The 12,969-nt window shown below is 45.2% G+C and carries 10 protein-coding genes; 6 read left to right on the top strand and 4 right to left on the bottom strand.

The genetic code is table 11. The features are described 5' to 3' along the window. Position 1 precedes the first annotated feature (1 nt). Both IE165_RS14055 and IE165_RS14050 read left to right on the top strand, forming a co-directional pair. Positions 2–964 carry an NAD(P)H-quinone oxidoreductase gene (locus tag IE165_RS14055; RefSeq protein WP_189627271.1) on the top strand — a complete coding sequence of 321 codons (963 nt, stop codon included), beginning with the start codon at positions 2–4 and terminating at the stop codon, positions 962–964. A gap of 72 nt (positions 965–1,036) precedes the next feature. Next, positions 1,037–3,331 carry a GH92 family glycosyl hydrolase gene (locus IE165_RS14050; RefSeq protein WP_189627270.1) on the top strand — a complete coding sequence of 765 codons (2,295 nt, stop codon included), beginning with the start codon at positions 1,037–1,039 and terminating at the stop codon, positions 3,329–3,331. 57 nt (positions 3,332–3,388) lie between these two features. Here the strand turns inward: IE165_RS14050 and IE165_RS14045 are convergent, their stop codons facing one another. The 3 genes from IE165_RS14045 to IE165_RS14035 all read right to left on the bottom strand — a co-directional run bounded on the left by IE165_RS14045 (position 3,389) and on the right by IE165_RS14035 (position 7,378). Beyond that, complete coding sequence (locus IE165_RS14045) at positions 3,389–6,034, bottom strand: heavy metal translocating P-type ATPase (RefSeq protein ID WP_189627269.1); 2,646 nt, start codon at positions 6,032–6,034, stop codon at positions 3,389–3,391. Positions 6,035–6,046: 12 nt separating this feature from the next. Further along, on the bottom strand, positions 6,047–6,706 hold the full coding sequence (locus tag IE165_RS14040) for a class I SAM-dependent methyltransferase (RefSeq protein ID WP_189627268.1): 660 nt from the start codon (positions 6,704–6,706) through the stop codon (positions 6,047–6,049). Positions 6,707–6,817: 111 nt separating this feature from the next. Further along, a complete protein-coding gene (locus IE165_RS14035; protein ID WP_189627267.1) occupies positions 6,818–7,378 on the bottom strand; it encodes a helix-turn-helix domain-containing protein in 561 nt (186 codons plus the stop codon). A gap of 145 nt (positions 7,379–7,523) precedes the next feature. On the opposite strand from IE165_RS14035, the gene IE165_RS14030 reads away from it, so the two are divergent. The 4 genes from IE165_RS14030 to IE165_RS14015 all read left to right on the top strand — a co-directional run bounded on the left by IE165_RS14030 (position 7,524) and on the right by IE165_RS14015 (position 11,937). After that, on the top strand, positions 7,524–8,741 hold the full coding sequence (locus tag IE165_RS14030) for a Gfo/Idh/MocA family protein (protein ID WP_189627266.1): 1,218 nt from the start codon (positions 7,524–7,526) through the stop codon (positions 8,739–8,741). A 34-nt stretch (positions 8,742–8,775) separates the two neighbouring features. Beyond that, positions 8,776–10,059 (top strand): Gfo/Idh/MocA family protein, encoded by a 1,284-nt coding sequence (locus IE165_RS14025; protein ID WP_189627265.1) that lies wholly within the window; start codon positions 8,776–8,778, stop codon positions 10,057–10,059. Between the two features lie 309 nt (positions 10,060–10,368). Next, a complete protein-coding gene (locus IE165_RS14020) occupies positions 10,369–10,797 on the top strand; it encodes a cold-shock protein (protein WP_229826567.1) in 429 nt (142 codons plus the stop codon). Positions 10,798–10,956: 159 nt separating this feature from the next. Then, on the top strand, positions 10,957–11,937 hold the full coding sequence (locus IE165_RS14015) for a Gfo/Idh/MocA family protein (RefSeq protein WP_189627264.1): 981 nt from the start codon (positions 10,957–10,959) through the stop codon (positions 11,935–11,937). Positions 11,938–11,984: 47 nt separating this feature from the next. On the opposite strand, the gene IE165_RS14010 is transcribed toward IE165_RS14015, so the two are convergent. Then, positions 11,985–12,434 carry a nuclear transport factor 2 family protein gene (locus IE165_RS14010; RefSeq protein WP_229826566.1) on the bottom strand — a complete coding sequence of 150 codons (450 nt, stop codon included), beginning with the start codon at positions 12,432–12,434 and terminating at the stop codon, positions 11,985–11,987. Positions 12,435–12,969: the final 535 nt, after the last annotated feature.

Raw genomic sequence — 12,969 nt, 5'->3', positions numbered from 1 at the left:
CATGAAAGCAGTCGTGATAACAGCGTTCGGCAAGCCCGATGTATTGCGTGTAGAAACGCGCCCTCGTCCAACAATAGTAGCCAACCAGGTTTTGATACAAGTGAAAGCCGCTGGTATCAATCGTCCGGATATTTTTCAACGTAAAGGATATTATCCTGCACCAAAGGATGTCGTGCAGGATATTCCAGGCCTTGAGGTAGCTGGCGTGGTGATTGAAGTGGGATCCGGAGTACGCTGGGAAATAGGCGACGAGGTATGCTGTTTAGTGGCAGGAGGTGGTTATGCCGAATTTGTTGCTGTTGATGCCGACAGTTGCTTGCCTCTCCCTGTCGGACTAACGTTTGCGGAAGCAGCCTCCTTGCCGGAGACGCTATTCACGGTGTGGGACAATGTTTTTCGCCGCGGTGAATTGCAGCGTGATGAGCATATACTGATACATGGGGGAGCTGGGGGTATAGGAAGTACAGCCATACAGCTTGCCAAAGCTTTTGGAGCCCGTGTGTCCGCTACCGCCGGATCCGACGAAAAATGTAAATATTGCAGAGATTTGGGAGCCGATCGTGTTTTTAATTATAAAGAGCAGGACTTCGAACAACTACTTGAAGAGGAGGGGGTGGACTTGGTGCTGGATAGTATTGCGGGCGATTATTTCGAGAAGCACCTCAATATTTTGAGGCCGGACGGCCGATTGGTACAGATCAATGCCGCGCAGGGCAAGCGGGTTTCATTGGATATCTCAAAGCTTATGCAAAAGCGGTTGATCATAACAGGAAGTACGTTGCGCGCGCGTGATTTATCTTTTAAAGCGCAGCTAGCTCGCGATGTACAGAAAGCCATATGGCCAATCTTGGGCCACACGTTCAAGCCGCAGGTATACAGATCCTTCCCCTTCACAGAAGCCGCTGAAGCCCATAGCCTCCTGGAAAATGGTGACGTATTTGGTAAGCTAGTCTTGATTTTCTAAAATGCTAAATACTTTTAGCTATGGTTTTCTGCACCGGAATTCCTATTTTTAGAAAAAAAAGCCTATAGTTCTATGAAGTTTAGATTTTTAAAGACGATCATACTGAGTACGGTGGTTTCAATCGGTTACGGCCAAACTGTTGGTAAGATTGAAAAGCCTATTGATTTAGTAAGTACCTTGGTGGGAACCCAGTCAACCTATTCTCTTTCCACGGGCAATACCTATCCTGCCATAGCGATGCCTTGGGGTATGAATTTTTGGAGTCCGCAAACCGGAAAGATGGGAGACGGATGGATGTATATGTATACGGCCGAAAAAATTCGTGGATTTAAGCAAACCCATCAGCCGTCTCCATGGATGAACGACTATGGACAGTTTGCTATCATGCCGATGGTCGGCAAAAAGACCTTTGACGAGGAAAAACGCGCGAGCTATTTCTCCCACAAGGCAGAGATAGCGAAGCCGCATTATTATTCGGTTTATTTAGCAGATTATGATGTGAAAACGGAAATCACACCAACCGAGCGCGCAGCATATTTCCGCTTTACTTTTCCCAAAACAAATGAAGGGTACATCCTTCTAGATGCTTTTGATAAGGGGTCTTATGTAGAAGTTTTGCCGCGGGAGCAGCGTATAGTCGGCTATTCTACGAAAAATAGTGGCGGCGTTCCGGATAATTTCAAGAATTATTTCGTGCTAGAATTTGACCGTCCTTTTGCAAACGTAGCGACATTTGCGGATTCCGTTTTGACCGATGGACGCTATTTGGTAAAGGCAGATCATGTGGGAGCGTTGGTGGGGTTTCAATTGGCCAACGCGGGTGATCAAGTGCTGCTGAAAGCTGCTTCTTCTTTCATTTCGGAAGAGCAAGCAGTATTAAACCTGAAGGAGCTTGACGGTATATCATTCGATGAGCGAATTGCAAAAGGCGAACAGACGTGGAATAACGAACTGAAAAAGATTGAAATTGAAGGCGGTTCGGTTGACGATATGCGGACCTTTTATTCCTGCTTGTATCGTTCGTTGTTGTTTCCGCGAATGTTTTATGAAATAGACGCCAGTGGGCAGGTTGTACATTATTCCCCATACAATGGGCAGGTCTTGCCGGGATATATGTTTACCGACACCGGTTTCTGGGACACATTCCGCAGCTTATTTCCTTTCTTGCACTTGATGTATCCGGAGATAAGCGAGAAGATGCAGGATGGTTTGGCAAATGCTTACCGAGAAAGTGGCTGGCTGCCCGAATGGGCAAGCCCTGGTTTAAGGAACGTTATGGTGGGCAATAATTCGGCATCTGTGGTTGCCGATGCATGGGTCAAAGGCATACGATCGAAGGATATCGAAGTGCTTTATGAAGCGGTGAAGCATGGTGCAGATCATGCCGGCCCGTTGCCGGCCGTAGGAAGGGCCGGGGCTTCTTATTATAAAGAACTGGGCTACGTTCCCTATGATGTCGATATCAATGAGAACGCCGCACGCACGTTGGAATATGCCTACGATGACTTTGCTATTTACCAATTGGCTAAATCACTCAACAAACCTGATGCGGATTTAAACTATTATAAGACACGTGCATATAATTATCAAAAGCTGTTTGATCCGACGACAGGATTAATGCGCGGTAAAAATAAGGATGGTCAGTTCCAATCACCATTCAATCCATTCAAATGGGGAGATGCATTTACGGAAGGAAACAGTTGGCATTATACCTGGTCGGTATTTCAGGATGTAGACGGCTTGGCCAAATTAATGGGTGGGCACAAAGCGATGGAAATTAAATTAGACTCTGTATTTAGTCTGCCACCGATTTTTGATGACTCGTACTACGGTTTCCCCATACATGAAATTCGCGAAATGCAAATAGCAAACATGGGGCAATATGCGCATGGAAATCAGCCGATTCAGCACATGATCTATTTGTACAATCATGTTGGTGCACCGTGGAAAGCACAGTATTGGGTTCGTGAAACGATGAAACGTATGTACTCTCCCTACCCCGATGGTTATTGCGGCGATGAGGATAATGGACAGACATCGGCATGGTATGTTTTTTCGGCATTAGGTTTTTACCCGGTGACACCAGCCACCGACGAATATATTCTTGGCGCGCCGCTTTTCAAAAAGGCAACGCTACATTTGGCCAACGGAAAGACAGTCGCTATTAACGCCGCAAAAAACTCGGATGTTAACCGTTATGTGAATGCGTTGAAGTGGAATGGAAAGCATTACACTAAAAATTATATCAAACACAGCGAACTTCTTAAGGGTGCTACCTTAAATTTCGACATGCAGGCTGAACCGAATAAAAAGCGTGGAATAAACAAAGATGATCTTCCATTCTCGTTAAGCAAAGATGATAAGTAGCTAATAAAAAAGCGGACATTGTAGAGCAACAATGTCCGCTTTTTTTTGATCTTAGAACTAGTTTAGCCGGCCTGCATTAAGCCTCCACGCATTGAGGATAACAGATACCGAGCTCAAGCTCATAGCGGTAGCTGCAAGCATGGGTGACATCAATATACCGAATGAAGGGTAGAGGACCCCGGCTGCGACAGGTATTCCGATTACATTGTATAAAAAGGCGAATGCAAGGTTTTGTTTGACATTCCGAATCATTTGATGGCTTAATCGAATTGCTTTGCTCACACCTTTTAAATCACCTTTCACTAAAGTTACTTCTGCACTGTGTATCGCGATATCGGTACCCGTGCCCATAGCAATGCCGATGTCTGCCTGTGTCAATGCTGGTGCATCGTTTATGCCGTCACCGGCCATGGCTACTACTTTGCCCTGTTGTTGCAGGAACTTTATTTCATCCAGTTTGTCGCCTGGTAGCATACGGGCGTATACCGTTTCAATCCGAGTTTGTTTTGCAACAAGCCTAGCCGTTTGTTCATTGTCACCCGTGAACATCTGCACATCTATATTCAGGTTCTGCAGCTCAGCAACTGCCTCCGCGCTGGTAGGCTTGATCTCATCCTTCACGGCGATGATACCTACGCAAGATTTGTCTACAGCCAATAATGAGACGCTGTTGCCTTGATCCTCTATCGCCAAAATTTCCCGTTCCTGTTCTTCCGTTATTGTTATTTTGCGCTCGTTGAGCATTTTTTTATTGCCAAGAATGACTTGCATATGAAATATTTTTCCTGACACACCCTGACCTGGGATGTTTTCAAACTGGATAACATCGAGTAGCTGTAAAGCTTGGGCTTTTGCTTGCCGGAGCATGGCATCGGCCAATGGGTGCGAGCTACTTTTATTAATGGAGGCGGCAACCTGCAGGATATCATCATCTTTGAATTTGCCTGCGTCGAATGTACGGACGATTGCTACCTGTGGTTTCCCTCCGGTCAATGTTCCGGTTTTATCGACAATCAACGTGTCTACCTGCTGCAGGCGCTCAAAAGATTCCGCATTCTTTATCAATATGCCGTTTTTGGCCCCTTTTCCGATTCCCACCATGACGGACATCGGCGTGGCTAAGCCCAGCGCACAGGGGCAAGCCACAATGAGCACGGTGATCATATTGCTGAAAGCAAATGCGAATCGATCCACATCGCCTACCAAAAACCAAACAATAAAGGTAAGGATTGCTATGGCAATTACAATCGGCACAAATATGCACGATATGCGATCACTGCGTTTTTGGATGGGTGCCTGGCTACGACTCGCTTCGTTCACCAGTTGTATGATCTGTGCAAGCATGGTTTCTTCTCCTAGTCGCGTAGCTTTCATAAGGAATGCTTGATTGCCATTCATGGTTCCGCCAATAACTGGGTCGCCTATAGACTTTTCAACCGCAAGCGGTTCACCGGTCACCATAGACTCGTCGATACTGCTTCCTCCATCGGTGATTTCACCATCGATCGGCACTTTATCACCGGGACGAACACGCAATAGGTCTCCTTTGCGGATCTCCGATACCCCTATTCGTTCTTCGTTTTCGCCCACTATGCGTGTGGCCTCATGAGGAGATAGTTTAATGAGCTCTTTAAGAGCGCTGTTCGTCTTTGCATGGGCTTTAGCTTCCATCAATTGACCCAATAAAACAAGCGTGAGGATCACGCATACCGATTCAAAGTAGAGCGGAACAGCATGTTCGGTGGTATGATCCTGAGGCAAAAGATCCGGAAAAAACAATGCGAATAAGCTGTAGAGAAATGCTGAACCGGCGCCCAGACCGATCAAACTGAACATGTTTAGCTTCCGCGATCGAAAAGAAGTCCATGCTCGTTCAAAAAACATCCAACAGGTATAGAAAACCACGGGGAGCGTCAAAATAAACTGTATCCAGCCATTGATATGTGGCGGAATCCAAACGCTGACGGGCGATCCGGGCAGCATATCGCCCATAGCCATTATAAAAACAGGAATAGTAAACACTATGCTCAATCGTAGCTTCTCGCGTAAGGACTGGTAGACAGGATCATCACCTTCTTCAATAGCGCTCGCCACAAGCTCCATACCGCATATAGGGCAACTTCCGGGATGGTCTTGTCGTATATCCCCATGCATGGGGCAGCGATATTCCAACTGTACGGTTAATTGAGGGATCTTTTCCAAGTTCATTCCGCAAACTGGACAGGAACCCGCTTTGGGATATACTTTGTCACCTTCGCACATCATTGGACAGTAATATTTACCTGCGTTAGATGCTGTTGCAATAGACAATTTGTCTGTAGTGTCGGGAACACTAGACTTGCTTTTGATGGATTCTACGGGGGCGAGATACATATGACAGACTGGACAGCGTCCCTTCGCTGGATAGGTCTTATCATGTCCTTCGCAATGCATCGGACAGATATATTTGCCACTAGGCGAATCTTCCAACGCCTTGGTGCTTTTTTCAATAGGCGCGTGGACATCATGGATGTCATAATGCCCCAGCGGAGCGAGCTGCCGCTGCAGATCTGAAAGGCTATAGAGCTTTTCGCTCACCACGTCGACTAGACCGCTGTCAAGTGCGACTGTAGCCTGTATTCCATCGAGTTCGTTCAGCTTGCGCTGCACGGCGGCCTGGCAGCCGCTACAGGTCATGCCTGTAATCCTGTATTGTTTGTTCATGTGCTGTCTGGTTTAAATTTTTTTCCATAAAAGTGTGAGGTACTCCCGTTCCACAAGATCCCCTGCTTTATTGGAAATTTGCTCTTTATCAGCAAGACGATATACAAACTGCAGTAGTTTGTTGCCGGCTAACCGACAAAGTTCCGCTTCATCATATAGCCGAAAACCAAAAGCCGTAAATGGTAGTGTTTCCATAAATTTACGACTGGCTAAGGTAATGGCCAGTTTACCATGGGGTCGTAGTAGGCTAGCCAATTGTTCGATAAACCAAGCAGGTTCTTTTATAAAATAGATGGTGTTTACAAAAAAAATCGCGTCAACCTGTTGGATGCTTGCAGGCAGATCTATACCGTCGTAGAGATAAAAGCTAGCTTTCTTGGCAGCTATGGCGTCTAAATTGTTGTTTATTGCCTCTCTGTGCATGGTTTCCGAGATGTCAAGTCCAACGTAGGTGACGTCAGGATGTTTCTCCAATAACCATGAGACATGTCCCGCATTGCCGTGTCCAAGCTCGAGAATCCGCTGCCCCGCTTGGAGGTTGAGCGCCTCTATGGCTTGTTTTGTCATGTTGCTATTCGTCCGATCCATTATGATGGAAAGCTCTACTCCAATATTTCCTGATGGATGAGCCAACTGTGCAGCTAACTGCACTAACTCTTCTTTAGTTGCCATATGTCTTGCCGTCTTGTTACCCTGCAAAGTTCTGCATTTAAACAGAAGATCGGGTTACACAATTTTTGAAATGATTTGCAGAATTACACCGAGCGACGGAATGGCTTGGCGCTAAACTTTGTCCAGTTCGGTGCGTTCGTAGCTGGCAGATTTTTTATAAGCGGTGGGGCTCAATCCCGTAATCTTTTTGAACTGATTGCTAAGGTGGGCAACACTACTGTAATGTAGCTTATAGGCAATTTCGTTCAGATTTAATTCTCCATAGGCAAGCAGTTCCTTGACGCGCTCAATCTTCTGTTTGATAAAGTAGCTTTCTATGGTGGTGTGTTCGCTTTGGCTAAAGAGATGGCTAAGGCTGGCGTAGTCTTTTTTAAGATATGCAGCCAGATAGGAAGAAATATTCGGTGGCGTGTCCGTTTTCTCTTGACGTACGAAATGTCGCAACGCAGACTTAATCTGCTCGACAAGACGAATTTTTTGATCTTGTAACAGTTCGAAGCCCAACGCTATCAAACGCTGTTCAAGAAGTTGGATGTGATCGTCTATTTGTGATTCCTTGATGTCTATTTCCCCGAGTTGGATATTCAGAGGCGTAAGGCCAACGTTTTCCAATTCGGATCTTACCGCCATCTTGCAGCGATCGCAAACCATATTTTTAATGAATAATTTCATAACATCGTGGATCAAGAAGCTTAAAAATACAAAAAAATGAAAACATTTGATGCGTAACAATCCCGATATTGACCCCAGCTTTACTTTTCTGCTTTTAAAAAAATCGCTATCTTAGGCTAGACTAATCTGTAAACCATCGACAATAATGGAGTTTAATAATTTTTCTGCTGAAGTACGAGTAGGTGCGATAGGAATAAAAGGTATGGGATGGCATAATTTAGAAGCTATTTTGAAGGTGGATTCCGTACGTTGTACTGCCATCTGTGATATCGATGATACGGTTTTGGAGCAGCGCAGCAAGCAACTTGCAGAGAGAGGTATGCAGCCAAAACAGTACAAGGATTTTAACGAACTGCTAGCAGATGCGGAGGTGGATGTGGTCATTATCGCGACGCCTGACCACTGGCATTGCCTGCAGGCCATCGCGGCGATCAAAGCCGGAAAAGATGTGTACGTCGAAAAGCCATTGGCCAATTCCATTTTGGAGTGCGATGCTTTAGTCAGGGCCGCAAACAATTCGGACCGGATTGTTCAAGTAGGTCAATGGCAGCGTAGCCAACGACATTTTCAAGATGCGGTATCCTTTGTACATTCCGGTAAATTGGGTAAAATAAGGACGGTAAAGGCGTGGGCATATCTAGGCTGGAAGCAGCGTGTTCCAGAAAAGCCGGACGGCCCGGTGCCAGCTGGCGTGGATTACCTCCTTTGGCAGGGGCCAGCCGAACGTCACTCCTTCAATCCCAATCGCTTCCATTATGATTTTCGGTGGTATTGGGATTACGCAGGTGGTTTGATGACGGACTGGGGCGTTCATTTGCTGGATTATGCGCTGCTGGGGATGAAGGCTTCCGTACCAAAGTCTGTGATGGCAACCGGCGGAAAGTTTGCCTATCCCGAAGACGCAGGCGATACGCCGGATACATTAACTGCCGTCTACGAATTTGATGGCTTCAACATCGTATGGGAGCATGCAACGAGCATTAGCAACGGCCCATACGGTCGCGAGCACGGAATTGCATTCATTGGCGATATGGGGACACTTGTTTTGGATAGGGGAGGCTGGGAAGTGATAGCGGAAAAAGATAGGATGGCTTCGGTGCCACTCCATCCGCGTGAAGATGATGGGCTAGCGTTGCATATGCTTAATTTTGTTGATGCCGTTCGACGACGCGCGCCCGAAATAATCCGAGCACCTGTAGCGGAAGCCGCGCATATTGCCAAACTTTCCCATATGGGGAATATTGCGTACCGCACCGGCCAAAAGTTGATCTGGAACGAGAAGAAAGGCCGCTTTTCTGAGAAAGCTGCCAATAATCTTCTCGCTGCGTCCTATCATAATGGGTATAAATTCCCGAAACTATAATCTTGTAGAGCTAAAAACATCTTAAACCTAACAAATGAAAAGAAAGGATTTTATTCGACAAGCCACATTATTGGCTGCGTCCAGCGTTTTTCTCAAATCGCACGCGTTCACCCGTGCCGATAAGCCGCTTCGGGTGGGCTTGATCGGTGTAAATGGAATGGGCTGGTCCAATTTGAACGCCATACTCAAGCAAAAAGGCGTTCAATGTACCGCCCTATGTGATGTTGATGAACGGGTGTTGGACAAGCGCATCCAGGAACTAGCCGAAAAAAAGATCAATGTCAAGCGCTTTATCGACTATAAGGAACTCCTTCGATCAGACGTGGTCGACGCCGTGATTGTCGCTACTCCCGATCATTGGCACTGCTTGCAAATGGTTGAAGCCGTGCAAGCCGGTAAGCATGTATATGTAGAAAAGCCTATTGGCAATTCGATAAAAGAGTGTGAGCTGATGCAAGCTGCCGCAGCAAAAAGCAATACGATGGTGCAGGTAGGGCAGTGGCAGCGTAGCCAACAGCATTTTAAAGATGCCATCTCGTTCGTTCATAGCGGCAAGTTGGGGAAAATACGTCTGGTAAAAGCTTGGGCTTACCAAGGTTGGATGAAGAGTATTCCTGTCAAGCCGGATGAAGCTGTTCCAGCGGGCGTACACTACGATAAATGGCTGGGGCCAGCGCCGAAACGCTCTTTCAATCCCAATAGATTCCACTTCGAATTTCGCTGGTTCTGGGACTATGCCGGCGGATTGATGACAGACTGGGGGGTACATATGTTGGATTACGCATTAATGGGCATGAAAGTGTCGGACCCCAAATCCGTTATGGCCGCTGGGGGTAAGTTTGCTTATCCAGAGGATGCAGCGCAAACACCGGATACATTGACGACTGTTTTCGAGTTTGAAGGCTTCAATATCCAATGGGAGCACGCTAATGGTATAGATTTAGGGCCTTATAATAAAAACCATGGTGTCGCCTTTATTGGAAACAATGGAACACTTGTCGTCAACCGCGAAGGTTGGGAGGTTATTCCAGAAAAGGGCCGGATGGATGCTGTTGCTCTGCAACGATCGGTAGACAATGGACTGGAAAAGCATATGCTCAATTTTGTAGAAGCTATAGAACGACAGGATAAGGGCCATCTTCATGCCCCTATCGAAGCAGGTGCTCATATTGCAATTTTTTCGCAGATGGGGAATATCGCTTATCGGACCGGCAAAAAGTTGTTCTGGGACCATAAGAAAAGGCAATTTAGCGATAAAGAAGCGAATAGATATTTACAAGCAACTTATCATAACGGGTTTAAGTTGCCTGTGGTTTAAAGCTAGCAGCAGACTAATGAACTAAACTGCGCTAGCATCGCCAGCAGCCCCGTTCAGTTTACAAGTTTCTCGTAATCAATCGCTGGAAGCAGAAGGGATTTGATCATTGCCTACTTGGCGGTATATTAAAAGATTCCGATACTAAAAAGCTTGCTTGAAGTAAAAGCGGGGTGATCTCTGACTTGCAAAGTCAATTAAATTTTGCTACATTTGTCGTTATACCTCACTTAACAACCTGCTTTGCTTCATTAGCATGGAAACTAGGTGTCTTGCGAGACATGGATTATCTTTTAATTTTAATATCACTGAATGGGAAAAAGCCAAATTACATTTAACAAGAAAGAACGCGTAAAAAAGCAACAGCTGAAACGACAGCATAAACTCGAAAAACGAGAAATGCACAAAATGGACAACGATAAGGGTAAAGCATTGGAAGATATGTTTGCTTATGTCGATGAATTCGGGAATATATCCAATACCCCGCCGGAAAAGAAATACGAATTCAAAGAGTCAGATCTTCAACGACCTGTCGATACCGATGAGTATCAGCATGGGAAGGTTTCGTACTACAATGAGCAGGGGCATTACGGATTTATTCGTGATAACTTAACGAGTCAAACGGTGTATTTCAACGATACCTTAGCGGGTAAAGTGTTGCAGTTAAACCAAAAGGTAAAGTATAAATCAGTTCGTACAAAACAGGGAAACCAGATATCTGAGGTATTGGTAGAGATGTAATTGTTTAATATTTCATAATAGAGGGCGGTCATATGTTACGTATGTTCCGCCTTTTTTATGTAAATTATCGGTATAATCGTTATTTCAACGCGTGTTAGATCTTTTATGGCAACGGCTATTGATTCGACTGCTACGAAATGCGCTAAAAAAAGAAGATTTATGGAAAATATAAACTGGGGAATGATTGGCGTTGGGGATGTCACCGAAGTGAAAAGTGGTCCTGCTTTTTACAAATGTCCAAACTCAGCGTTGATAGCTGTTGCCTCAAGAACTTATGACAAGGCTTTGGACTATGCTCGTCGGCATAATGTGAAGACAGTGTATCGCGATGCAGAAGATCTACTGCTGGATCCGGCTGTTTCGATAGTGTATATCGCCACTCCTCCAAGTACGCATAGTGAATTAGCTATTCGGGCGATGCGTGCAGGTAAAGATGTTTATGTAGAAAAGCCCATGGCGTTAACCTTATCGGAGGCCGAGGAGATGGTGAAAGTATCGATACAGACGGGGCGTAGACTCTTTGTCGCATTCTACCGACGTAGCCTGCCTTATTTCGAGAAAGTAAAGGAGTTGCTGGATCAGCAAAAAATCGGGGATCTGTTGACCGTTTCTGTTAGACTGATAAGGGCGCCGCTGTCCACGGATCTCCATCCAGCCACACACACTTGGAGGATAGATAAGAAGGTAGGCGGGGAAGGTTATTTCGTTGATCTGGCACCGCATACGCTGGATATTCTCGACTACTTAATTGCTCCCATTAAAGACGCGCATGGAAGATCGGACAACTTGGCTGGACATTACGAAGTGGCCGATACCGTTAGTGCAGTATGGAAGCATAGTAATGGCGTCTTAGGTAGTGCCATCTGGTGTTTCGTCGCAAACGAGAGTAGTGAGCAGGATGAGATTGTAATAACGGGAACACAAGGACAACTCGTATGCAGTACGTTTAATTTTCGTCCCATAGAGCTGTTAACTTCGCGTGGTAAAACGTTGTTTGACTATGAACGCCCTACTCACATCCAACAACACCTTATCAACACCATTGTCCAGGAGCTAAGAGGCGAGGGGATTTGTCCCTCTACAGGTCAAAGTGCTTTACGGACAACAAGCGTTATGGACGCAATTTTACGCAATAGATAACGAAATATTCGACTGGCATATAGATATCGCAAGTTTATCCACCTTTTTCATGGAAGCTTGTACGCCTGCCGTGCCAAAAGTTGCCAACCGCCCTTAGTTTCTATCCAGGTTAATACGATACCTAATTTAATAAGGGAAGAACCCTTTCCCGGGTCATCGGTTTTTGCATGTAAAACATGGCGGACTATTGCCGTACTACCGACAACCTGAATGGTTTGGTCGGTCAACTCAATTTCTTTAAAGTCCGAGGCGCCAGACAATAGCGTCTCCATGAACTCTTTTTTACGCTCTATTTTGCCATTTGAGTGTCCGTAAGTCAGCGAGTCTGCCGTAAGTTCCATGAGCAACGCTTGGTTAGGCTTTAACATAGCTTGCACAAGCTTATCGATCGATTTTTCGACCCTTTGAATGGCATGTGTTTGTGCAGAAATTGTGTTGAAACCGCTTTGCAATACGAAAGCTAACATAATGAAGGTCAATTTTTTCTTTATCATCATTGAGAAATATAACTGTGTGCATTCTAAGATAGGCAGACAATTGTACTCTTGCAACGTATTTATCGAAATAATTTGGCTGTCCTAAAATGCGGTAATCGCTGTTCGAAATTTTGATCACTTAATTAGAGAGACATAAACCAGTTTAAAAAAGTTTTGCTGAAAATACGTAAAGTTGACCCGATAAATACTTGTTTAAACTTGTTTGTTTAGGAATATCAGCCATGATAAGTCGACTGCTGCCATACTGCGGTAGCCGCATCATATTTTTTGAAGTTTTAGGCAAACGTTTGTCTTCCGATCTTAAGTGTGGAATGCGTTCATAATCAGCTGCTAAATCTAGCTTTGCTATATGTGTATGAACAATAGGCAATAAATACTCAATTCACTTATTTTTGAACCTTATTTGAATCGTATATTTCTGCGCGGGAAACGTTTTTGAAATTGGAGTGATTTTTGATGTTTGAGGACATGCTAAATCCTTTGGTTCGGACAACTATTAACTTATAAGGGGCTAAAATTTTGATAACAGCAGGTG

The sequence above is a fragment of the Sphingobacterium griseoflavum genome, assembly GCF_014653155.1.
GTDB classification, from domain to species: domain Bacteria; phylum Bacteroidota; class Bacteroidia; order Sphingobacteriales; family Sphingobacteriaceae; genus Sphingobacterium; species Sphingobacterium griseoflavum.
This window is presented reverse-complemented; position numbering and strand designations above follow the sequence as displayed.

Excerpts from the sequence above, each read along its gene's own strand:
- IE165_RS14020 (WP_229826567.1), top strand. The coding sequence starts at position 10,369 with ATGGGAAAAAGCCAAATTACATTTAACAAGAAAGAACGCGTAAAAAAG.
- IE165_RS14050 (WP_189627270.1), top strand. The coding sequence starts at position 1,037 with ATGAAGTTTAGATTTTTAAAGACGATCATACTGAGTACGGTGGTTTCA.
- IE165_RS14030 (WP_189627266.1), top strand. The coding sequence starts at position 7,524 with ATGGAGTTTAATAATTTTTCTGCTGAAGTACGAGTAGGTGCGATAGGA.
- IE165_RS14025 (WP_189627265.1), top strand. The coding sequence starts at position 8,776 with ATGAAAAGAAAGGATTTTATTCGACAAGCCACATTATTGGCTGCGTCC.
- IE165_RS14040 (WP_189627268.1), bottom strand. The coding sequence starts at position 6,706 with ATGGCAACTAAAGAAGAGTTAGTGCAGTTAGCTGCACAGTTGGCTCAT.
- IE165_RS14055 (WP_189627271.1), top strand. The coding sequence starts at position 2 with ATGAAAGCAGTCGTGATAACAGCGTTCGGCAAGCCCGATGTATTGCGT.
- IE165_RS14035 (WP_189627267.1), bottom strand. The coding sequence starts at position 7,378 with ATGAAATTATTCATTAAAAATATGGTTTGCGATCGCTGCAAGATGGCG.
- IE165_RS14045 (WP_189627269.1), bottom strand. The coding sequence starts at position 6,034 with ATGAACAAACAATACAGGATTACAGGCATGACCTGTAGCGGCTGCCAG.
- IE165_RS14015 (WP_189627264.1), top strand. The coding sequence starts at position 10,957 with ATGGAAAATATAAACTGGGGAATGATTGGCGTTGGGGATGTCACCGAA.
- IE165_RS14010 (WP_229826566.1), bottom strand. The coding sequence starts at position 12,434 with ATGATGATAAAGAAAAAATTGACCTTCATTATGTTAGCTTTCGTATTG.